Below are 22,461 nucleotides of genomic sequence, written 5' to 3'. Positions count from 1 at the left end.
TTCGCCGAGAACGCGGGGTTCGTCGAGGCGTATTGGGTGACGCCGTACGTGGTGGACGTCGGGGTCAGGAACTTGGGGGGGCGATCGTCTTGAACCGCTCGTCGTAGTTGTAGTTCTTGGCGTACCCGTTCGAGCGGGTATTGCCGCTGAACGTCGACACGGTGCCTCGGAACTTCTGCGCGATCGAGCCGCGGACCGTGAGCGTGCCCCGAAGGTCGACATCGTAGTTCTGCACCATGAACGTGTGCGCGACCGAGAGGATCGCGGCGTCGATCTGACGGTTCGCCGACCCGGTGCGAACACTGCAGTTGTCACGACCTGGCCTCTGGACACCGTCGCGAGTTTCGACGTCGCACGTGTACGGATCCCACACCCAGACCGAGTTCTGACCGATGAGCCCAAGCATGTCGACCTCGCTGTTGCCGTACCTGATCGAGTCGGTGACGTACACGAAGTTCGCGGCGGCGATAGTGATCGCGCCGGTCATGGTCCCCTCGACGTAGACATCGCCGTTCGCGCATCCGTAAGGCGTGGCCGTCGAACTGGACGTGGTCGGCTTCCGTTCGTTCGCAAGCGGATATCTGATGAGCGACGTTCCGCTTCCGAACGACCATCCATCGGGCTGGTCGTTCGTCGCCGGCCGGTTGTTACCGGTACCTTGGTTCTGCCCCGTGTACGCCGCGAGGCACTTGAAGGTGCCCGGTAAGCCGGTGCTCGTCGAGGTCGGCGTCGCTCGGTAGTTCGGATCACTGGTATTCGTCGGCACGCCCTGAACCCAAATGAGGTTGTGATCGAGTGGCGACCCAAGCGTCGAAACGGTTGCGCCGCCATTCGATGCGAGACCCCCTGGGCCGGTCCCCGGAGTACCGCAGCCGGTGGGGTTCCGACTCGCCCCGGCCGTCGCGCCCGGTTGAGTCCAGATCGTCAGCGGCGACTTGATCGTCACCGTCTGGTTCGCGTTGAAAACGATGCGGGTCGGCCCGGTGTACATGCAGCCCGGCCTCGGGACGGTATCGGGCATGTCTGCCCGCGCCTCGTTCGCCAACGCGGTATTAGTGGGCGGCATCGGAAGCGGCGCGACGGAGACAGGATCACCTGCCTGGAAGTCCGGGTTTCCCGTGCAACTCGTGTCGTCGTACCAGTTCGAGTTCCGCGGATCACCGGTGGAGACCGCACCCTCGAAGGTCGGCCTGCCGCACATCGAGATGGTGTCATTCGAGTGCACCGGACCATGGAGTGTGTCGGATGGGATGAACCTGATCCTGCAGTCGTTCGAGTGCGACTGGATGTAGTCGTAGATCAGGTTGCATGCGGGCCGGATGTCCGGATCGATCGTCTCGAGGTCGGTGAAGTACAGGTAATCGATGAAGCCGCGCTGCTTGATGCTCACGATGATGCTGCGCGTCTCGTTGCCGACCTTGCCGGTCGATCGCACCCGGATGACCCCAGTGCGGTCGTAGTCGGCGTTGTCGATCTCGTAGCGGTAGCTCGCCCGGCCGCCCGACCCGTCGACCGCTCCCCACGACCCGCCGGAGTTGACCTGGAAGGCGGGGTTCGAGTCCGTCCCCGTCGGAAGTGTGACTTTGCCCGCACTTCCGGTTGCGATCGTGAACGGAGACGCCGGGTTGCCGAACCTCGAATAGCGCGCGTCGTTAGAGAGCCGACTCGTGTACTCGTCGGCGCCCGCGTAGGCAGCGGCAAGCGCGCCGGACCCGTCGGCGTCGGTCGCCGTCTTGCGCATCCCCGAAATCGAGTAACTTGCACCGATCGCGATGAGGATGAGCAGCACGATCGAGACGCCGAGCACGGTCGCGAGCGCCGCGCCTCGCTCGTCGTCACGGAGACGACGCAGCATGCCGATGGGATGCGGATCGCGTAGACGGATCATGACGGCTCCCGAAGTCCGAGATTGGTGAGCGGGATGCGGCGCTCGATGACCACCGGGTTCGCGGTCGGTTCGTCGGGCGGCACGACCGACAACCGGATGCCGATCGCAGCGACCTTGGCCCGGTTGGTCGCATCGAGTTGACCGGTGCCGGGATTGAGTAGGGCGCCGTTGATGTCGAAGTAGGTGAACACCGCACCTCCTGTGCTGAGCCGCCCACCGAGACTGCGGATAGAAGCCGGTGTCTGGGTTGTCGGGTCGCTCCCGCCGAACACCCAGTTGGAGTTAGAACCGGTCGGGTTCCACCGACGTTCTTGGAGCTCACGCCCGGCTCCTACGATCGAGTACTCGACGAGCGTCGGCCGCGGAGGCCGGCCCTGCGGCTCGACGGTCGCGGACACCTGGACAACGGCCATGAGCACAAGCTCGTTGGCTCGGGCCTCGACTATCGCCGGATCGGGAATCGTCGAGCCGCTCTTCGGATTCGTGGTCGCGAAGCGGATGACGCCGTTCATGGCGTTCGCCATGTTCGAGACATTGCCCGTCGCCTCGTGCACTTCACCGCTTTGCGCGGTCGACCTCGTGGTCGTCACGAAGAGACTCGCGACGATCGTGAGGATGATGCCCATGAGGATGACCGCGACGAGGAGTTCGACGAGGGTCAGACCCGCCTCTTCACGGCGGAGACGGGCGGCCACAGACGCGATGCCCCGACGTGCGCGGGCGCTCACGGCGTGATCCCACGGGGGTCGATGGTGATGATTCCCGTCGCATCGGCGTTCGCACGGCCGGGAATCACATTGCTGAGCACCGTGACATGCTGAGGCTGAACCATCACGGTCGCGTCGCTGCCTGGCACGCTCGTAGTGCTCTGGCGCGTCGCATAAAGTCTCCAACTCCCGAATGGGAGCGCAATGCGGATCGCGTTGTTGTTGGTGAAGACTGCGCCGAATCGGATTGTGAGCGGGCTCGTTGCACAAGTCGGCTCGCCGTCGACCTGGGGCGCGGTCACCTGCACCGCCACCAGGTTGTTCCGATTACTCGACGCCGTTCGCGCGACCTGCACGATACCCATCGGCACGTTGATCGGCGATGCAGTGGCGCCCGGAGCCGCGAACTGGCCTTGCGAACGCTGACCGATGAGGTCGACGCCCGTGGAGTTGTCGAGGCCCCAAGCGGCGGGGTCGGCGACTTCGCAACCGGCCTGTTCGGGAGTCGTCGCACGGTAGTCGCCCGCGAAGGCCTGGTAGCCGCTCTGCACCGGGAAGAGCTTGGTCGACGTCGACAAGGTCGCGACACGTGGATTGCTACCCGACTCGGTCGGCGACTCCGTTCGCGGATAGACGCCCAGCGTGCTGACGAAGTTCGTCTTCAGGTTCGGCGGGAAGGTGATCGCCATGTTCGGAGTTGTGGCGAGCGCCGCCCTGTTCGTCGCGTAGCGCGTCGGGAACAGGCCTGCCCGGTCGTACTGGAACTGGAACGAGGTCGATGCCCCGGCCACGACTGCGAGAGTACCCGTCGCGACCGGCACTCGGGAGTTCTGAGTGTGGGTCGTGTCGACGTAGTTCGGCAGGTTGAGCGACACGCTGTAGTTGCCGGGCGTGACGCCCAGGACGAAGCTGCACCCCTCGATGTCGGTCGGCTCGACGGGCGGCGAACTCGTGCCCGACACCGTCGGTGTCACGCCTGCCAGTCCGAGGCCGTTAGCCCCGAGCACCGAAATGAAGATCGTGCCCTTCGCCGGATCGTTGATGCGGCTCGTCGGCGCCATAAGCGTGTCGGCCCGCGCGGCGATTCCCGTCGGGCCCATCCCAGTCCACGTCACCGTGACGTTCACGCGCTTGTATCGGAGGGTGCCGCCCGAGGCCGAGCACGTGGCATCTGCGCCCGCGGCACTCACCCATGACGCCACGCGCTGGATCGTGTAGGTCTCGCCCTGGGTGACCGTCGACGTCGCAGAGAAGACGTCGAACGGGTCGCCGATCGCGCGTACCGAATCGATCTCGGCGGAGGCGAGATTCAGCGCGATCTCGCGGGCCTTCGAATCCTTGGTCGTCGTGAGTGTGAGCGTCACTGAGTAGGCAACGCTCACGGCCACGATCGCGAAGACGAGCATCGCCACGAGCACTTCGACGAGCCCGAAGCCGGCGTCGTCGCCGGCCGCTTCGGGCTTGTTGAGGGGCTTGGGGTGCTGCACGGGGCATTCCTCTTGGTTCAGTCGTATGGAGAGAACCGCGGGGCGGTCGCTTCCGGCGATCGCCCCGCGTCGCGGGCTACTCGTCCTCAGGGTCGACCGCCGGTGGAGTCCAGGTGTTGCCGGAGCAGGTTCCCTTCGCCGGGGCATGAGCGGCGCTCACCGCGAAGGTGTCACCCGCCTCGCTCACGGTCGAGATGCAGAACGCGGTCGAGGAACTTGTGGTCGGCGCGCTGATGGTCGGCCCGTTGGCGTTAGAACTGCTGTCGACCCATCCGTAGGAGGTCAGGTCCGCCGTGCCGATGTTCGCCGCGGTTCCACCTTCCGTGTAGTAGGCGATGACGGCGATCTTCGCGTTCGTGAGGTCCGACTGCGCGGCCGCATCCTTCGCCCCGTTCTGCAGCCCGATGTACACCGGGATGGCGATCGCGACGAGGATGCCGATGATGATGACGACGACGAGCAGCTCGATGAGCGTGAAGCCGCGGTCGTCTTCCTTGAGTTCGGAGCGTCGCTCTTCGAGGCGCTCGAGGATCCGCTTGATCACGGTGATATCCATTCTTTCGGGTTGAGATGGGGCACCGGGTCCGACGACGTCGTCGGCTTCGGTGTGATGAACATACGCCGGCATGAACAATGCTCGATATCCCTAATCCGGGGGACGTTTTTCCTGATCAGAAGGTATTTCGTGACGCATGGCGGCACCGCCGCCCGGCCTCCCCCTCGAGGCCGGCGACGGTGCCGAGACATCCCCCCGCTAGCTGCCCTGCACCGCCGTGGCGATCGTGAAGATCGGCATGTAGAGCGCGATGACCATGCCACCGACGACGACGCCGAGGATCGCGATGAGCAGCGGCTCGATCGTCGCCGTGAGCTGCGCAGAGGCCGTCTCGACCTCGTCCTCGTAGAAGTCGGCGACCTTGTCGAGCATGGGCTCGAGCGCCCCCGAGTCTTCGCCGACGGCGATCATCTGCACGACCATGGGCGGGAACGCCGACTCGGTCGCGAGCGGCCCCGCGATCGACTGGCCCTGCCTGACCGACTCGGCGACGCGGTCGAGCGCGTTCTCGATGACCCAGTTGCCCGACGTGTCGCCCACGATCTTGAGCGACTGGAGGATGGGCACGCCCGCGCCCGTCATGTCGCTAAGCCCCCGCGCGAAGCGCGCGATCGCGATCTTGCGCGCGAGCGACCCGAACACGGGCACCTTGAGCTTGATGGGGTCGACGAACTTCCGCACCGACGGGGTGTTCTTGTTGCGCGACCACCAGATCGCGAAGATGATCGCGAGGATCGCGAGAGCCGGGATGACCCACACCGCCGCCTGCGACGCCACGACGAGCACCTGCGTCGGCCACGGCAGCTCGGCGCCGAGCCCCGCGAACATGTCGGCGAAGATCGGCACGATGAACAGCAGCATCGCGATGACCGCGAGCACGGCCATGATGAGCACGATGACGGGGTAGGTCATCGCCGCCCTGATCGCGGCGCGCAGCTTCACCTCTTTCTCGAAGTTGTCGGCGACCGACGAGAGCGCCCGGTCGAGGAAGCCGCCCGTCTCGCCCGCGCGCACCATGTTGACCATGAGCGGCGGGAAGGTCTTGGGATGCTTCGCCATCGCGTCCGAGACCGAAGAGCCGCCCTCGACGTCGCTGCGCACCTTGCCGAGGATCTCTTTCAGCGGCTTCGACGCCGTCTGCTCCTCGAGCACCGAGAGCGTGCGGGTGATCGAGAGGCCCGCACCGACCATCGTCGCGAACTGCCTGCTCGACACCGCGAGGTCTTTGAGCTTGACCCTCGCAGGCCCGCCGATGTTGATCTCGCGGTTCAGGCCCGTGCCTGCAGGCGCCTCCTCGATCGAGACGGGCGAGAGCCCCATGGTCGCAAGGCGCCCCATGACGGATGCCTCGGACGGAGCATCCATTCTGCCCTTGACGAGCTTGCCCGCGCCGTCGCGACCGACGTACGCATATGCCGCGGTAGCCACCTATCGCCTCCCCATCTGCGCCGAGAACGAATCGCCGAAGTCGATCTCGCCGAGCGCCCGCGCGTTCGACTTGTCGACGTCGCCGCCTCGCCGCACGAGATGCTCGAACGCGTCGGGGTCGTGCGCCTTCTCGAGCGCCGACCGCTTCGTGATGACGCCGTGGTCGACGAGGTGCGCGAGCGACTGGTCGAGGGTCTGCATGCCGAGCTCACGGCCCGCCTGCATCGCCGACGTCACCTGGTACGTCTTGCCCTCGCGGATGAGGTTCGCGATCGCGGGCGTCATGATGAGCACCTCGGCCGCGATCGTGCGCCCCTGACCCGTCGCGCGCCGCACGAGCGTCTGGCACACGATGCCCTGCAGCGTCGCCGCGAGCTGCTGGCGGATCTGCCCCTGCGCGTGCGGCGGGAACACGTCGATGATGCGGTCGATCGTCTGCGGGGCATCCTGCGTGTGCAGCGTCGCGAAGACGAGGTGACCGGTCTCGGCCGCCGTCAGCGCCGCCGAGATCGTCTCGAGGTCGCGCAGTTCGCCGATGAGGATGACGTCGGGGTCCTGCCGCAGCACGTACTTGAGCGCCGTCGCGAAGCTGTGCGTGTCGGGGCCGACCTCGCGCTGATGCACGATCGAGCGCTTGTGCGTGTGGAGGAACTCGATCGGATCCTCGACCGTCACGATGTGGTCGGCGCGCGTGCGGTTCACGAGGTCGATGAGGGCCGCAAGCGTCGTCGACTTGCCCGAGCCCGTGGGGCCTGTCACGAGCACGAGCCCGCGCGGGAGCCCCGCGAAGCGGGCGACCTGCTTCGGCACGCCCAGTTCGTCGAGGCCCTTGATCTCGGCGGGAATGATGCGGAAGGCGCCCGCGAGCGACCCCCGCTGGAACGAGTAGTTCACGCGGAAGCGCCGCTCGGGCGACACCGCGAACGAGAAGTCGAGCTCGAGCTCGTCCTCGAAGCGCTCGAGCTGCTCGGGCGTCAGGATGCTCATGAGCGCCGCGCGCACGCGCACGTCGTCCCACGCCGGCACCTCCGCCTGCTGCAGCGCGCCGTCGACGCGGAACGTCGGCGCCGCCCCCACCGCGATGTGGAGGTCGGACACCTTCGGCAGCTCGACCTGCTCGAGTGCGCTCACGAGCACCGGGTCGGCGCCCGCGAGCGCCGCCTCCTCGGCGGGCGTCAGCGGCACGACCGACGCGCTCGCGCCGCTCGCGTCGAACACCGCCGGCACCGCGCGCCGGCCCTCGGGCACGATCGGCAGCACACGGTCGATGTCGGGCTCGACGCCCTCGGGCCACACGTGCTTGGCGCCGTCGAGCTCCTCGTCGGCCGTCCAGGGGATGTTGCGGTCGTCCATCGGCATCCTCACTCGTCGCTCGCGCCGCTACGCGGCCACCCGCAGAATCTCTTCGATCGAGGTCACGCCCGCGCGCACCTTCGCCCAACCGTCGTCGCGCAGCGACCGCATGCCGTGCGACTGCGCGCTCCGACGGATCTCGCTCGCCGCCGCACGGTCGACCGCGAGGCGCTCGACGTCCTCGTCGACCTCCATGACCTCGTGCAGCGCGATGCGGCCCGAGTATCCGGTCTTGGCGCACGCGTGACATCCGACCGGTCCGTAGATCGTCGGAACCGGCGCTTTCGGATCGAGCGTGAAACGCACCGCCTCGAGCTCCTGCGCCGTGACCTCCACGGGCTCCTTGCACCGCTCGCACAGCCGCCGCGCGAGCCGCTGCGCGACCACGCAATCGACCGCCGACCCCACGAGGAACGGCTCGACGCCCATCTCGGTGAGGCGCGTCACGGCGCTCGGCGCGTCGTTCGTGTGCAGCGTCGACAGCACGAGGTGGCCGGTGAGGGATGCCTCGATCGCGATCTGTGCGGTCTCGCGGTCGCGGATCTCGCCGACGAGCACGATGTCGGGGTCGGCACGAAGGATGCTCCGCAGCGCGCTCGCGAACGTCAGGCCCGCCTTCGGGTTCACCTGCACCTGGTTGATGCCCGCCATGCGGTACTCCACGGGGTCTTCGACCGTGATGACGTTGACCTGCGGCCGCGCGACCGCCGTGAGCGTCGCGTACAGCGTCGTCGACTTGCCCGACCCCGTCGGCCCCGTCACGAGGATCATGCCGTGCGGCTTCTTGAACGACTTCTCGTACACCCGGAAGTTCGAGTCGCTGAGCCCCAACTCCTGCAGGTCGAGCGCCGCCTGCGAATTGTCGAGGATGCGCATGACGACCTTCTCGCCCCACACCGTCGGCAGCGTCGCCACGCGCAAGTCGATCTTGCGGCCGCCGACCGTCGCCGACATGCGGCCGTCCTGCGGCTTCCGCCGCTCGGCGATGTCGATGTCGGCCATGATCTTCAGCCGCGACACGACGCCCGCCTGCACCGACTTCGGCGCCTGCTGCATCTCGTGCAGCACGCCGTCGATGCGGTACCTGACCCGCAGCGAGTGCTCCTGCGGCTCGATGTGGATGTCGGACGCGTGGTCGGCGATCGCCTGCGACACGAGCAGGTTCACGAGACGCACGATCGGGGCGTCGTCCTCGACGTCGGCGACCGCGAACGCATCGGCCGAGAGCTCGTCGTTCTCGTCGTCGATCGTCGACGTCAGGTCATTGAGCTCTTCGTCGGCACGGTGCGTGCGGGCGATCATCGCGAGCACGTCGGTCGCCGTCGCGACGACCGGGTGCACCTCCCGGCCCGACTCGACCCGCACGTCGTCGAGCGCGAACACGTCGCCCGGGTCGACCATCGCGATCGCGATGCGACCCTCCTCGTCGAACCCGACCGGCAGCACCGTGTGCCGCCGGCACGTCGCCGCGCTCACGAGGTCCACGGCGGTCGGGTCGAGCTGCACGTCGAGGAGGTCGGGCACGTACTCGGTGTTCGCCTGCACCGCGCGTGCGCGCGCGAGTTGCCGCTCGGAGATGATGCCGCGGTCGAGGAACCGCTGGACAGCGCGCAGATCGGTGTCGTCGAGGGCGCCGATCTCGTCGAGGTGCTCGATCGGCAGATCGCCGTGCAGGATGAGGATTTCGCCTAGAGCAGGCACACGCGACCTCCTCGTCGGGGTGCGTCACGGAGGCGAGCGGGTACTCGGCTCCGCATTCGGGTAATGGGGCACGAGAAACATAAGCCTTTGCATGAACGCGCTCCCATCCCCACTAGGGGGAACCCCCATAGGGGGTACGCGAGGATGTCTCACGCCCGCGCCTGCGTACGCGAAAGGGGCCCCGGGCGATTGCCCGGAGCCCCTTTCTTGCGATTCGCGCCTTAGCTGTAATTGCCCGGCGTGAAGTCGTCGCTCGAGAACGCGTCGAAGTCGACGAAGCTGAGGTCGCCCTCGCTGAACGCCGCGTCGTCGGCGAAGATGCGGTTCGGGTAGCGCTCCGCCTTCGCCTCCTCGGTCGCCTCGACCGCCACGTTCCGGTACTTCGCGAGACCGGTGCCGGCGGGGATGAGCTTGCCGATGATGACGTTCTCCTTGAGGCCGACCAGCGGGTCGCTCTTGCCCTCCATGGCGGCCTGCGTGAGCACACGGGTCGTCTCCTGGAAGGACGCGGCCGACAGCCACGACTCGGTCGCAAGCGAAGCCTTGGTGATACCCATGACCTCCTGGCGCGCCGACGCCGTCTTCTTGCCCTCGGTGAGCGCCGCACGGTTGATCTCGTTGTACTTCGAACGGTCGACGAGCTCGCCCGGGAGCAGGTCGGTGTCGCCGTGGTCGACGACCGTGACCTTGCGGAGCATCTGACGCACGATGACCTCGATGTGCTTGTCGTGGATCGGCACGCCCTGCGAACGGTAGACGTCCTGGACGCCGTTCACGAGGTGCTTCTGCACGTCGCGCACACCCTTGACCCGGAGGACTTCCTTCGGGTCGACGGCGCCGACGATGATCTGCTGACCGAGCTCGACGTGCTGACCGTCCTCGACGAGCAGCGTCGAACGACGCAGCACGTTGTAGACGACCGGCTCGTCGCCGTTGTCGGGCGTCAGGATGACCTTGCGCTGCTTGTCGTTCTCGTCGATCGTGATGCGACCGGCGGCCTCGGCGATGGGCGACGCGCCCTTCGGGGTGCGAGCCTCGAAGAGCTCCTGCACGCGGGGAAGACCCTGCGTGATGTCGTCGGCCGAAGCCGAACCACCCGTGTGGAACGTACGCATCGTGAGCTGGGTGCCCGGCTCGCCGATGGACTGCGCCGCGATGATGCCCACGGCCTCGCCCAGGTCGACGAGCTTGCCCGTCGCGAGCGAACGGCCGTAGCACGCCGCGCACACGCCGACGGCCGACTCGCACGTGAGCACCGAGCGCACGCGGATCGTCTCGACACCCGCCGCGACGAGCTTGTCGATGAGCACGTCGCCGACGTCGGCACCCGCCTCGGCGATGACCTCGCCCTTGGCGTCGACCGCGTCAGCGGCCAGGCTGCGCGCGAACACCGAGTTCTCGACGTTCGGGTCGCGGACGAGCTCGCCGGCCGCGTTGAGCGCGGCGATCGGGAGCTCGAGGCCCTTGGTCGTGCCGCAGTCGTCCTCACGGATGATGACGTCCTGCGAGACATCCACCAGACGACGCGTCAGGTAGCCCGAGTCGGCGGTACGCAGAGCGGTGTCGGCGAGACCCTTGCGGGCACCGTGCGTGGCGATGAAGTACTCCGCCACCGACAGGCCCTCGCGGTACGACGAGATGATCGGGCGAGGGATGATCTCACCCTTCGGGTTGTTCACGAGGCCTCGCATGCCGGCGATGTTGCGCACCTGCAGCCAGTTACCACGAGCACCCGACGTGACCATGCGGTTGATGGTGTTCGACGGCTGCGCCGCGAACTCCTCCTGCATCGCCTTCGCGACCTCGTCGGTCGCCTTCGTCCAGATCTGGATGAGCTCCTGACGACGCTCGAGGTCGGTCGTGAGACCCTTCTCGAACTGCGCCTGGACCTTCGCGGCCTGCTTCTCGTACTTCGACACGATCTCGCGCTTCTGCGGAAGCTCGACGATGTCGGAGAGCGCGACGGTCACGCCCGAACGGGTCGCCCAGCGGAAGCCGGCGTCCTTGATGCGGTCGAGGGTCGCGGCGACCTCGGTCTTCGGGTAGCGCTCGGCCAGGTCGTTGACGATCTGGGAGATCTGACCCTTGCCGGCCTGCTCGTTGAAGTACGGGTAGTCCACCGGGAGCGCCTCGTTGAAGATCGCGCGGCCCAGGGTCGTCGACATCAGGTACGGCTTGCCCTCGACGAAGTCTTCCGGCTCCTCGCCCTCGGCGAAGTGCACGCCGTCGAGACGGATGCGCACGTTCGCGTTGAGGTCGAGCGCGATCTCGCCCGGACGGTTCTGGTCGAACGCGAGGATCGCCTCGGCGATCGACGAGAACGCACGGCCCTCGCCGGCAGCGCCCGGCTTCTCGGTCGTCAGGTGGTGCAGACCGATGATCATGTCCTGCGACGGCAGGGTCACCGGGCGGCCGTCCGACGGCTTCAGGATGTTGTTCGACGCGAGCATGAGCACGCGCGCCTCAGCCTGAGCCTCGACCGACAGCGGAAGGTGCACGGCCATCTGGTCGCCGTCGAAGTCGGCGTTGAACGCCGCACACACGAGCGGGTGGAGCTGGATGGCCTTGCCCTCGACGAGCTGCGGCTCGAACGCCTGGATGCCGAGACGGTGCAGCGTGGGCGCACGGTTCAGCAGCACGGGGCGCTCGCGGATGATCTCTTCGAGGACGTCCCACACCTGCGGGCGCGAACGCTCGACCATGCGCTTGGCGGCCTTGATGTTCTGCGCGTGGCTCAGGTCGATGAGGCGCTTGATCACGAACGGCTTGAAGAGCTCGAGCGCCATCTGCTTGGGCAGACCGCACTGGTGCAGCTTCAGCTGCGGGCCGACGACGATGACCGAACGGCCCGAGTAGTCGACGCGCTTGCCGAGGAGGTTCTGGCGGAAGCGACCCTGCTTGCCCTTGAGCATGTCGCTCAGGGACTTGAGGGCGCGGTTGCCGGTACCCGTGACCGGGCGGCCGCGGCGGCCGTTGTCGAACAGCGCGTCGACGGCCTCCTGGAGCATCCGCTTCTCGTTGTTGACGATGATCTCGGGCGCGCCGAGGTCGAGGAGACGACGAAGACGGTTGTTCCGGTTGATGACGCGGCGGTACAGGTCGTTCAGGTCGGAGGTCGCGAAGCGGCCGCCGTCGAGCTGGACCATCGGACGCAGCTCGGGCGGGATGACCGGAACCACGTCGAGCACCATCGCCGCCGGCGAAGCACCCGTCTGGAGGAACGAGTTGACGACCTTGAGGCGCTTGATGGCGCGGATCTTCTTCTGACCCTTGCCCTCGGCGATCTGCAGGTGCAGGTCTTCGGCCTCGGCCGCGAGGTCGAAGCTCAGCAGACGCTTCTTGATGGCCTCGGCGCCCATGTAGGCCTCGAAGTACATGCCGAAGCGGTCCTGCAGCTCCTGGAAGTCGGAGTCTTCGGGCTTGAGGTCGCCGACCTTGAGGGTGCGGAAGGCCTCCCACACGCGCTCGAGGTGCGCGATCTGCTCGTCGCCCGACTTGCGGACGCCGGCCATCTCCTTGTCGGCGGCGGCCTCGGCGCGCTTCTTGACGTCGGACTTGGCGCCCTCGGCCTCGAGCGCGGCGAGCTCGTCTTCCTTGCGCTTCATGAGGTCGGCGATGCGCGCGTCGCGCTGGTCGCCGATCGTCTTGATCTCGAGGCGGAGCTCGTTCTCAAGGCCCGGGAGGTCGGCGTGACGACCCTCGTCGTCGACGTCGATCACCATGTAGGCGGCGAAGTAGATGACCTTCTCGAGGTCCTTCGGCGCCATGTCGAGCAGGTAGCCGAGGCGGCTGGGCACACCCTTGAAGTACCAGATGTGCGTGACCGGGGCGGCCAGCTCGATGTGGCCCATGCGCTCACGGCGCACGGAGGACTTGGTGACCTCCACGCCGCATCGCTCACAGACGATGCCCTTGAAGCGCACGCGCTTGTACTTGCCGCACGCGCACTCCCAGTCGCGGCTCGGGCCGAAGATCTGCTCGCCGAAGAGCCCGTCCTTCTCGGGCTTCAGCGTGCGGTAGTTGATGGTCTCGGGCTTCTTGACCTCGCCGTAGGACCACTTGCGGATGTCCTCTGCGGTGGCCAGGCCGATACGGAGCTCATCGAACGTCGTTGCGTCGAGCAATTTCTCTCCTAGATTCCTGAAGTCGTTCGTGTTCGTGCCTGGCTCAGATTTCGTCGATGTTCGACGACTCGAAGCGCGCGGAGATGTTGATGCCGAGCTCTTCCGCAGCGCGGAAGGCCTCGTCGTCGGTGTCGCGGAGCGACACGGCGGTGCCGTCGGCCGAGAGGACCTCGACGTTCAGGCACAGGGACTGCATCTCCTTCATGAGCACCTTGAAGGACTCGGGGATGCCGGGCTCCTGGATGTTCTCGCCCTTGACGATCGCCTCGTAGACCTTGACGCGGCCGAGGATGTCGTCGGACTTGATCGTGAGGAGCTCCTGCAGCGCGTATGCCGCGCCGTAGGCCTCGAGGGCCCACACCTCCATCTCGCCGAAGCGCTGGCCGCCGAACTGCGCCTTCCCACCGAGCGGCTGCTGGGTGATCATCGAGTACGGGCCCGTCGAACGCGCGTGGATCTTGTCGTCGACGAGGTGGTGCAGCTTCAGGATGTACATGTAGCCGACCGACACGGGGTACGGGAACGGCTCACCCGAGCGGCCGTCGAACAGCTGGGTCTTGCCCGACGATCCGATGAGACGCTCGCCGTCGCGGTTGGGGAGCGTCGAGTCGAGCAGACCCGCGATCTCCTCCTCGAAGGCGCCGTCGAACACGGGGGTCGCGACCTTGGTGCCGGGCGCGGCCTCGTGCGCGGCCTCGGGCAGGCGCTTGGCCCACGCCGGCTTGCCGTCGACCTTCCAGCCCTGCTTGGCGACCCAGCCGAGGTGGGTCTCGAGCACCTGGCCGAAGTTCATTCGACCGGGGATGCCGAGCGGGTTCAGGATGACGTCGACGGGCGTGCCGTCCGCGAGGAACGGCATGTCCTCGACCGGCAGGATCTTCGAGATGACGCCCTTGTTGCCGTGGCGGCCGGCGAGCTTGTCGCCCTCGGTGATCTTGCGCTTCTGGGCGATGTAGACGACGACGCGACGGTTGACGCCCGAGCCGAGCTCGTCGTCGCCCTCTTCGGCGTTGAACTCCTTGACCGCGATGATCGTGCCCTGCTCGCCGTGAGGCACCTTGAGGGACGTGTCGCGGACCTCGCGGCTCTTCTCGTTGAAGATCGCGCGGAGGAGGCGCTCTTCGGCCGACAGCTCGGTCTCGCCCTTCGGCGTGACCTTGCCGACGAGGATGTCGCCGGGGCGGACCTCGGCGCCGATGCGGATGATGCCGCGCTCGTCGAGGTCGGCGAGCAGGTCGGGGCTCACGTTGGGGAGGTCACGGGTGATCTCCTCCTTGCCGAGCTTCGTGTCGCGCGCGTCGACCTCGTACTCCTCGATGTGGATCGACGAGAGCACGTCGTCCTTCACGAGGTTCTGGCTGAGGATGATCGCGTCCTCGAAGTTGTGACCCTCCCACGGCATGAACGCCACGAGGAGGTTCTTGCCGAGCGCGAGCTCGCCGTTGTCGGTCGCAGGACCGTCGGCGATGACCTCGCCCGCCTCGATGCGGTCGCCCGCCGAGACGATGACGCGGTTGTTGTACGACGTGCCCTGGTTCGAGCGGTCGAACTTGCGCAGGAAGTAGGTCTGCGTGCCGCCCTCGTCGAGCTGGATCGTGACGGCCTCGGCCGAGACCTCTGCGACGACACCCGGCTTGTCGGCGGTGACGACGTCACCGGCGTCGATCGCGGCGTAGCCCTCCATACCGGTGCCCACGAGCGGCGAGTCGCTGCGGAGCAGCGGCACGGCCTGGCGCTGCATGTTCGCACCCATGAGGGCGCGGTTCGCGTCGTCGTGCTCGAGGAAGGGGATGAGCGACGTGCCGACCGACACCATCTGGCGCGGCGAGACATCCATGTAGCCGATCTGGTCGGCAGGGAAGAGGTCGACCTCGCCGCCCTTCTTGCGGGCGAGGACGCGCTCCTCCTGGAAATGGCCGTCGGCCTTCAGCGGGGCGTTGGCCTGCGCGACGATGAAGTCGTTCTCCTCCATGGCCGTGAGGTAGTCGATCTGGTCGATGACCCGACCGTCGACGACCTTGCGGTACGGCGTCTCGATGAAGCCGAAGGAGTTGATGCGCGCGAACGACGCGAGCGAGCCGATGAGGCCGATGTTCGGGCCTTCCGGCGTCTCGATCGGGCACATGCGGCCGTAGTGCGAGGGGTGGACGTCGCGGACCTCGACGCCCGCGCGGTCACGCGAGAGACCGCCGGGGCCGAGCGCCGACAGACGACGCTTGTGCGTCAGGCCGGCGAGCGGGTTGTTCTGGTCCATGAACTGCGACAGCTGCGACGTGCCGAAGAACTCCTTGATCGCGGCGACGACGGGTCGCACGTTGATCAGGGTCTGCGGCGTGATCGCCTCGATGTCTTGCGTCGTCATGCGCTCGCGGACCACGCGCTCCATGCGCGAGAGGCCCGTGCGGACCTGGTTCTGGATGAGCTCGCCGACGGCGCGGATGCGACGGTTGCCGAAGTTGTCGATGTCGTCGGTGTCGAGGCGCAGCTCGACGTCCTGACCGTTGCGGCGGCCGGGGAGCGTCGGGCGCTCCTCGTGCAGCGCGACGAGGTACTTGATCGTGGCGACGATGTCTTGCACCGTGAGCACCGAGTCGGTGAGGGGAGCCTCGAGGCCGAGCTTCTGGTTGATCTTGTACCGGCCGACCTTCGCGAGGTCGTAGCGCTTCGGGTTGAAGTAGAAGTTGTCGAGGAGCGCACGCGCGGCCTCGGCGGCGACCTGCTCGCCCGGACGGAGCTTGCGGTAGATGTCCTTGAGCGCCTCTTCCTTCGTGAGGATGTTGTCCTTCTCGAGGGTGAGGGCGATCGACTCGTAGCCGGCGAACTCCTCGAGGATCTCCTCGGAGGTGAGGCCGAGGGCCTTCAGGAACACCGTGACCGACTGCTTGCGCTTGCGGTCGATGCGGACGCCGACCTGGTCGCGCTTGTCGATCTCGAACTCGAGCCACGCACCGCGGCTCGGGATGACGCGCGCCGAGTAGATGTCCTTGTCGGAGGTCTTGTCGGGAGTGCGCTCGAAGTAGACGCCGGGCGAACGGACGAGCTGCGAGACGACGACGCGCTCGGTGCCGTTGATGACGAACGTGCCCTTGGGGGTCATGAGCGGGAAGTCGCCCATGAAGACGGTCTGCGTCTTGATCTCACCCGTGAGGTGGTTCATGAACTCCGCATTGACGTACAGCGGAGCGGAGTAGGTCTTGCCCTTCTCCTTGCACTCCTCGATCGTGTACTTCTCGGGCTCGAGCTCGGGGTTCGTGAACGAGAGCTGCATCGTCTCGCCGAGGTCTTCGATCGGGGAGATCTCCTCGAAGATCTCTTCAAGACCGGTGGCCTCGGGAAGGTCTTGACGACCCTCGGCGATGGCCTGCTCGACGCGTGCCTTCCACGCGTCGTTGCCGACGAGCCAGTCGAAGGACTCGGTCTGCAGGGCGAGCAGGTCGGGTACGGTAAGGGTGTCGGTGACCTTTGCGAACGAGAGGCGGCTTGCACCGCGTCCGTTCTTCGGGGTGGGCGTGGTTGCGTTGCGCGCAGCAGCCAAGGAAATGACCTCCGTGAGCCCCATGAGGGCTGGTTCACTGTCGATGGTGGTGGAGAGAACCCCGCAGACATGTGCACACTGGAACCGAGTGGCTCAGCACGCACGTGGCCGACCGCAATATGAGGGCACGTTGGGTCTGGGAGCGCAAACCTCAACTATAGGTGAAACGGCGCGCCGTGTCCAGTCGAATTCTTGATTTGTCCGCGGATGTCCGGTATAACCCTCGCGCAGGGCGCGGAATTCCAGACTCCGGATGCCTCGGCGGGGCGTACTTCGCATGTCGGCGGCCGTCCGTAGTGTGAGCCGCGGAGGCCTCATGACACCGCAGCACCCGGCAGCGCTCGACTCCCCCTCGAGCGCCGGCGCACCGCCGTCGGGCCTTCGCGGCGCGCGCCGTGCGGCGATCATCGCGCTCGTCGCGTCGGTGTCGATCGCGGCGATCGTCGGCATCGTCGTGCTCTTGAGCGGCGCGTACGGGCAGACGCAGGGCCAGGTGCTCCTGACGACGCTGCTCGTCGCGGCGGCGAGCGCGATCGCCCTCTGCCACCTCGCGGTCGCGGGGCGGCCGGTGCGGCTCGTCGGCTTCGTGGGCCTCGCGGTCACGGCCGTCGCCGTCGGCATCGGGCTCTTCGGCATCTGGGGTTCGAACTTCGACGGCTACGACGTCTTCCTCTGGTTCGGCATGGCGTCGATCGCGGCCGCGAGCCTCGCGCACGCGAACCTCCTGCTGCTCCTCGCCGGCCGACGGCATCCGGCCGTGCGGATCCTCCTCGGCGTCACGCTCGCGGCGATCGCGGGCGTGGCCGTGCTCCTCATCGCGAACCTCGCGACGAAGGGCGAGTTCCCGGGCGTCGAGTTGAGCAACGTCTACTGGCGCACGGTCGGCGTGCTCGCGATCGTCGACGCGGTCGGCACGATCGTGCTCCCGATCGTCGCGCTCCTGCTGCGCGGGCGCGATGCGCAAGCGCAGCCGGCGGATGTCTCGGTGGCCGATGTCTCGGCCCCGCCGTTCGCCGCAGAGGGCGAGCCCGCGGCATCCGCGGCGGCCGAGACATCCGGCCTCGTCGACGCGACCGGTGCGTCCGAGACAGCCGCAGCCCCGCTCGCACCCGCGCTCGACGCGCGCCTCGCCGCGCTCGAAGCGGCCACCGGGCTCGACCGCGACGCCGTGCTCGCGGCCGCGCTCGATGCCCTCGAAGCGCGACTCGGCGGCGGCGGGCGCGCCTGACGGCCGCGCGTGGGACGATGCCTGCATGGGGTCGATCGAGTTCGAGACCGACGGCATCGCGCGCGGCGTGACGCTGCTCGTCGACGGGCAGGCGCAGTCGCACGTCGACCCGTCCGACCCGACCCGGCTCTTCTTCGAGTACGTGCGCCGCATCGGACACGCGATCGACGCCGCGGCCGCGCCCGGGGCGCCGATCAGCGCCCTGCACCTCGGCGGCGGCGCGCTCACCCTCCCCCGCTACATCGCGGCGACCCGCCCCGGGTCGGTGCAGGTCGTCGTCGACCACGACCCCGCCCTCGTCGCAGCCGTGCTCGACCGCCTGCCGGCGCCGCCCGGCGTCGAGTTCGTCGTCGACGACGCGCAGACCGTCATCGCCGCGCATGGCGCCGCCGACCTCGTGCCGGGGCCCTTCGACCTCGTCGTGCTCGACCTCTACACAGGGCTCGAGGCGCCCGCGTTCGTCGACGAGCCCGGCTTCCTCGCGGCTGCCCTCGGACGGCTCGGGCCTACCGGCATCCTCGTCGTCAACGTCGCCGACGCCGCCGGACTCGCGCGCCTCCGCGCACTCGGGCGCGCGCTCTCGCGGGCCGCGCCGTCGGCCGAGGTGCTCGTCGCGGGCGACCCGTCGGTCCTGTCGGGCGCCGAAGAAGGGAACGCCGTCGTCGTCGCGGCGCCGCACGGGTTTCCGCGCGGACTCGAGCGGCGGCTCGCGTCGGGCGGGCCGTTCCCCGCCGAGATCCTCACGGGCGCGCGACTCGACTTCGCGCTGTGGGGGGCGTGCTGACCGCAGGCGCCGACTCCGCGGCATCCGTCGCCTTCATCCTGCGGGGGTACCGTTGTCGCGTGCCCGACGCTCCCGCGAACCCTCTCGAACGCCGCCTCTCGAACGGCCACCTCGCGCGCCTCGAGGAGTCGCGGGCGCAGCCCGGATCGTGGACGCTCCTCGTCGACGGCACGCCGCAGTCGCACGTCGAACTCGATCGGCCCGAGTGGCTCGGATTCGAGTACGTGCGCCGCATCGGGCACGCGGCCGACCTGGTCGCGCCCGAGGGCGAGGCGATCACGGCCCTGCACCTCGGCGCGGGCGCCCTGACGCTGCCGCGGTACGTCGCGGCGACCCGTCCGGGCTCGCGCCAGCAGGTGGTCGAGCTCGAACCGGCGCTCGTCGAACTCGTCCGCGAGCACCTGCCGCTCCCGCGCGGCGCGCAGATCCGCGTGCGCACGGGCGACGCGCGCGAGGTGCTGGCGAAGCTGCCCGCAGGCCTCGACGGCGCCGTCGACCTCGCGATCGTCGACATCTTCTCGGGCGCGCGCACGCCCGCGCACGTCACGAGCGCCGAGTTCTACTCCCTGCTCGTGCGGCGCATGGCGCGCGGCGGCATCGTCGCCGTCAACGTCGCCGACGGCGCGGGACTCGGCTTCGCGCGCTCGCAGGCCGCGACCCTCGCGCACGTGTTCGCCCACGTCGCGCTCGCGGCCGACGCGAACATGCTGAAGGGCCGCCGGTTCGGCAACGTCGTCATGTATGCGTCGGATGCCGAGCTGCCGTTCGGGTCGCTGCCGCGCCGGCTCGCAAGCGACCCGGCACCCGCGAAGCTCGTCGAGGGCGAGGAGTTCCGCAGGTTCGCGGCGGCCGGCAAAGTCGTGACGGATGCCACGGCGGTGCCGAGTCCGCCGCCCGCGCGGTCGGTGTTCTTGTCGAAGGGCTGAGCGCCGCCCCGCCGGCACCCGCCACCTGAACCCGAGCTACGCGTGGCGGAAGCGCATGCCCTGCCCCGGCCGCACTTGCGCGAGCGCGTCGAGCGATGACGGCGCGACGACCGCGATCACGGGGTAACCGCCCGTGACGGGCCGGTCGGCGAGGAGGATCGTCGGCAGCCCCGACGGCGGCAACTGCACGGCTCCCGGCACGGTCGCCTCGCTCGGCACCTCGCCGTCGCGGCGCGCGACCGGCGTGCCCGCGAGCCGCGCGCCGACGCGGTCGGAGTCGGGAGCGAGCCGCCACACCCGCTCGAAGAGCGGCGCGAGCGACGGGTCGTCGCACCAATCGGCGCGGGGGCCGGGGAGCAGCACGAGCGTCACGTCGTCCGCGGGCGGCGGGTAGGCGGCCTCACGGTCGAGCACGGGCACGGATGCCTCGGGCTCGCCCCCGATCGGCAGCGCCTCGCCTGCCGCGACCGGTGCGGGGCCGAACCCCGCGAGGGTGTCGCGCGAGCGCGAGCCGAGCACGGCGGGGACGTCGAGACCGCCGCGCACGGCGAGCACGAACCGGATGCCTCGGTCGGCCGCGCCGATCTCGAGCACGCCGCCTGCGGTCGCGCGGACCGCCGTGTAGGGCGCGAAGCGCCGGCCGTCGAGGCGGAGATCGCCCCATGCGCCGGCGACGGCGAACCACGTGGTGCCGGTGAAGCGGGCACGGAATCCGCCGCCGACGAGTTCGAGGCCTGCGGCGCCGTCGGGGTTGCCGACGAGCCGGTTCGCGAGCGCGAGCGCGCCGCGGTCGAGCGCGCCCGACGACGTCACCCCGAGGTGCCCGAGCCCCGGACGGCCGAGGTCTTGCACGAGCGCGAGCGCGCCGGGCCGTTCGACGACGAGGCGGCCCCCTCCTGCTCGCGAGTGGGCGGTTCGGCACGGTCGGAGTCGCCTCGGACCGTGCCGGACCGCCCACTCGCGGTCGCCGCCGCGGATGCCACCGCGCGCACGGCCTCGAACCGCACGGCCCGCCCGGGCGCGAGCAGCGCGGGCGGGTCGGCGTCGAGGTTCCAGAGCGGGGCGTCGGTGCGACCGATGAGCTGCCAGCCGCCGGGGCTCTCGCGCGGATACGCGCCACTGAAACCGCCAGCGAGGCCGACCGATCCGGCGGGCACGCGCGTGCGGGGCGACGAGAGTCGCGGCACGTCGAAATGCCAGTCGTCGCTCACCAGGTAGGCGAACCCGGGCGCGAAGCCGATGAACGCGACACGCCATCCCGCCCCGGTGTGGGCGGCGACGAGCGCCTCGGGCGAGACGTCGAGCGAGGCCGCGAGTGCGAGGAGGTCATCGCCGTCGTAGGCGACGGGCACGACGACGGGCTGCGTCGGCGGCGGGGTCGAGCCGACGCCGACGGGCTCGCGCGCACCCGAGACATCCGTCGCACGCGAGACATCCGCCGCACGCGAGACATCCGCCCGCCTCACCCACGCCGCCGCCGACTCGAGCGGCAGCCGCGCGGGGTCGACGACGACGAGCACCGTGCGCGCGGCGGGCACGAGCTCGACGAGCCCGGCGGGCGCCGTCGCGGCGAGCGCATCGTGCAGCGCGAGCACCTCTTCGAGCGAGTCGCATTCGACGAGGAGGGCGGCGGGACCGCTCGGCAGGATGCGCCGGGTCACACGAACGACCGGATCTCGACCCCGTCGGCTTCGAGCGCGGCGCGCACGGCGCGGGCGAGGTCGGCCGCGCCGGGGGTGTCGCCGTGGAGGCAGATCGAGTCGACGCCGCCCGCGTGTGCGAGTTCGACGGCTCGCGCGGCGACCGCGCCCGGATCGTGGAGCACCGCGCCGGGCTCGCCGCGCGGGATGAGGGAGCCGTCGGGCCGTGCGCCGCGGTCGGCGAATCCTTCACGCGCGAAGCGCAGTCCGGCCGCGGCAGCGGCGCGTTCGAGTGCAGAGCCCGCGAGTCCGAGGAGGGCGAGCGGCGAGGCATCCAGCGCCCCCGACGCTGCCGAAGACGCAACCGCCCCGTACCCCGCGACCGCCTCGGCGAAGAGGTTCGCCGCCCGCTCGTCGCGCCCGAGCCGGTGGTAGAGCGCGCCGTGCGCCTTCACGTACCGCACGCGGATGCCCGCGCCGTGCGCGAGCGCGTCGAGGGCGCCGAGCTGCTCGAGGAGCTCGGCGGCGATGACGTCGGCGGGCACGTCGAGGTCGCGGCGCCCGAAACCCTCGGGGTCGCGGTACCCCGGGTGCGCGCCGAGCACGACCCCGTGCGACACCGCCTGCGCGACGCTCGCCCGCATCGACGCGGCGTCACCCGCGTGGAACCCGCACGCGACGTTCGCGCTCGCGACGACGGCGAAGATCGCGGCGTCGTCGCCCACGGTCTGGCGCACGCTCCACTCGCCGAGGTCGCTGTTGAGGTCGATGGCCGCCACCCTCCCATTCTGTCGCCGCAGCGGCGACACTGGACAGAGGGGGTTCGAGGGCGGCGAACGGAGGCGAGCGGATGTCTCGAAGCGCGCGGATGCCCCGGGACGAGCGGATGCCTCGGAGTGCTGCCGAGACTCGACCTGCTCGACCTGCTCGACCTGCTCGACTCGACCTCCGACTGCTGGCGGCCTCGGCGGAAGGCTTTTTCTCCTGGGGGCGGCGGCACTTCGGCACCGCTTGTCGCAGACCGTTCGACGCACGCCCTTGGACCTCGCAGCTTCTTGAACCCGTCCGGCACTTCGGCACCGCGTCGCGAGAACCATACGTTTC

15 protein-coding genes are annotated in these 22,461 nt (G+C 68.9%); 3 read left to right on the top strand and 12 right to left on the bottom strand.

The features are described from left to right. Positions 1-64 precede the first annotated feature (64 nt). The 9 genes from ET445_RS06995 to rpoB form a co-directional block, all read right to left on the bottom strand. Positions 65-1,888, bottom strand: a complete 1,824-nt coding sequence (locus ET445_RS06995) for a hypothetical protein (protein WP_243695364.1) — start codon at positions 1,886-1,888, stop codon at positions 65-67. Next, the gene (locus tag ET445_RS06990) at positions 1,885-2,616 is read right to left on the bottom strand and encodes a type IV pilus modification PilV family protein (protein WP_165314325.1); all 732 of its coding nucleotides are present in this window, start codon (positions 2,614-2,616) and stop codon (positions 1,885-1,887) included. Before ET445_RS06990 ends, ET445_RS06995 begins: the two co-directional genes overlap by 4 nt. Beyond that, positions 2,613-4,082: a type IV pilus modification PilV family protein gene (locus tag ET445_RS06985; protein ID WP_165314324.1), complete on the bottom strand. Its 1,470-nt coding sequence runs from the start codon at positions 4,080-4,082 to the stop codon at positions 2,613-2,615. The genes ET445_RS06990 and ET445_RS06985 overlap by 4 nt, the downstream gene beginning before the upstream one ends. A gap of 76 nt (positions 4,083-4,158) precedes the next feature. Continuing rightward, entirely contained in the window at positions 4,159-4,710 is a 552-nt protein-coding gene (locus ET445_RS06980) for a prepilin-type N-terminal cleavage/methylation domain-containing protein (RefSeq protein WP_243695363.1), read from the bottom strand. Positions 4,711-4,836: 126 nt separating this feature from the next. Continuing rightward, complete coding sequence (locus ET445_RS06975; RefSeq protein ID WP_243695362.1) at positions 4,837-6,066, bottom strand: type II secretion system F family protein; 1,230 nt, start codon at positions 6,064-6,066, stop codon at positions 4,837-4,839. Beyond that, the gene (locus ET445_RS06970; protein WP_129190081.1) at positions 6,067-7,419 is read right to left on the bottom strand and encodes a type IV pilus twitching motility protein PilT; all 1,353 of its coding nucleotides are present in this window, start codon (positions 7,417-7,419) and stop codon (positions 6,067-6,069) included. 27 nt (positions 7,420-7,446) lie between these two features. Beyond that, positions 7,447-9,120 carry a GspE/PulE family protein gene (locus ET445_RS06965; protein ID WP_129190079.1) on the bottom strand — a complete coding sequence of 558 codons (1,674 nt, stop codon included), beginning with the start codon at positions 9,118-9,120 and terminating at the stop codon, positions 7,447-7,449. Positions 9,121-9,341: 221 nt separating this feature from the next. Continuing rightward, positions 9,342-13,244 carry a DNA-directed RNA polymerase subunit beta' gene (gene rpoC / locus ET445_RS06960; RefSeq protein WP_129190077.1) on the bottom strand — a complete coding sequence of 1,301 codons (3,903 nt, stop codon included), beginning with the start codon at positions 13,242-13,244 and terminating at the stop codon, positions 9,342-9,344. Between the two features lie 43 nt (positions 13,245-13,287). Next, positions 13,288-16,779 carry a DNA-directed RNA polymerase subunit beta gene (rpoB, locus tag ET445_RS06955; RefSeq protein WP_129190075.1) on the bottom strand — a complete coding sequence of 1,164 codons (3,492 nt, stop codon included), beginning with the start codon at positions 16,777-16,779 and terminating at the stop codon, positions 13,288-13,290. A 316-nt stretch (positions 16,780-17,095) separates the two neighbouring features. Here rpoB and ET445_RS06950 point away from each other — a divergent pair, with 316 nt between their 5' ends. Genes ET445_RS06950 through ET445_RS06940 form a run of 3 tightly spaced genes read left to right on the top strand, consistent with a single transcriptional unit; the run spans position 17,096 to position 19,717 of the window. Then, positions 17,096-18,007 carry a hypothetical protein gene (locus ET445_RS06950; protein WP_129190072.1) on the top strand — a complete coding sequence of 304 codons (912 nt, stop codon included), beginning with the start codon at positions 17,096-17,098 and terminating at the stop codon, positions 18,005-18,007. Between the two features lie 25 nt (positions 18,008-18,032). After that, positions 18,033-18,791: a spermidine synthase gene (locus tag ET445_RS06945; protein WP_129190070.1), complete on the top strand. Its 759-nt coding sequence runs from the start codon at positions 18,033-18,035 to the stop codon at positions 18,789-18,791. 59 nt (positions 18,792-18,850) lie between these two features. Beyond that, entirely contained in the window at positions 18,851-19,717 is an 867-nt protein-coding gene (locus ET445_RS06940) for a spermidine synthase (protein WP_129192444.1), read from the top strand. A 36-nt stretch (positions 19,718-19,753) separates the two neighbouring features. Here ET445_RS06940 and ET445_RS17940 read toward each other — a convergent pair whose 3' ends face one another. Genes ET445_RS17940 through ET445_RS06930 form a run of 3 tightly spaced genes read right to left on the bottom strand, consistent with a single transcriptional unit; the run spans position 19,754 to position 22,136 of the window. Further along, positions 19,754-20,569: a 5-oxoprolinase subunit C family protein gene (locus tag ET445_RS17940; protein ID WP_243695361.1), complete on the bottom strand. Its 816-nt coding sequence runs from the start codon at positions 20,567-20,569 to the stop codon at positions 19,754-19,756. Beyond that, on the bottom strand, positions 20,527-21,378 hold the full coding sequence (locus ET445_RS17935) for a 5-oxoprolinase subunit B family protein (RefSeq protein WP_243695360.1): 852 nt from the start codon (positions 21,376-21,378) through the stop codon (positions 20,527-20,529). The genes ET445_RS17940 and ET445_RS17935 overlap by 43 nt, the downstream gene beginning before the upstream one ends. After that, on the bottom strand, positions 21,375-22,136 hold the full coding sequence (locus ET445_RS06930; protein WP_243695359.1) for a LamB/YcsF family protein: 762 nt from the start codon (positions 22,134-22,136) through the stop codon (positions 21,375-21,377). The genes ET445_RS17935 and ET445_RS06930 overlap by 4 nt, the downstream gene beginning before the upstream one ends. Positions 22,137-22,461: the final 325 nt, after the last annotated feature.

Source organism: Agromyces protaetiae (assembly GCF_004135405.1).
In the GTDB taxonomy this organism is placed as follows: Bacteria; Actinomycetota; Actinomycetes; order Actinomycetales; family Microbacteriaceae; genus Agromyces; species Agromyces protaetiae.
This window is presented reverse-complemented; position numbering and strand designations above follow the sequence as displayed.

What these genes read in the sequence shown, in the direction of transcription:
- ET445_RS06945 (WP_129190070.1), top strand. Translation starts at nt 18,033, where the DNA reads ATGGGGTCGATCGAGTTCGAGACCGACGGCATCGCGCGCGGCGTGACG.
- ET445_RS06995 (WP_243695364.1), bottom strand. Translation starts at nt 1,888, where the DNA reads ATGATCCGTCTACGCGATCCGCATCCCATCGGCATGCTGCGTCGTCTC.
- ET445_RS06980 (WP_243695363.1), bottom strand. Translation starts at nt 4,710, where the DNA reads ATGCCGGCGTATGTTCATCACACCGAAGCCGACGACGTCGTCGGACCC.
- ET445_RS06970 (WP_129190081.1), bottom strand. Translation starts at nt 7,419, where the DNA reads ATGGACGACCGCAACATCCCCTGGACGGCCGACGAGGAGCTCGACGGC.
- ET445_RS06950 (WP_129190072.1), top strand. Translation starts at nt 17,096, where the DNA reads ATGACACCGCAGCACCCGGCAGCGCTCGACTCCCCCTCGAGCGCCGGC.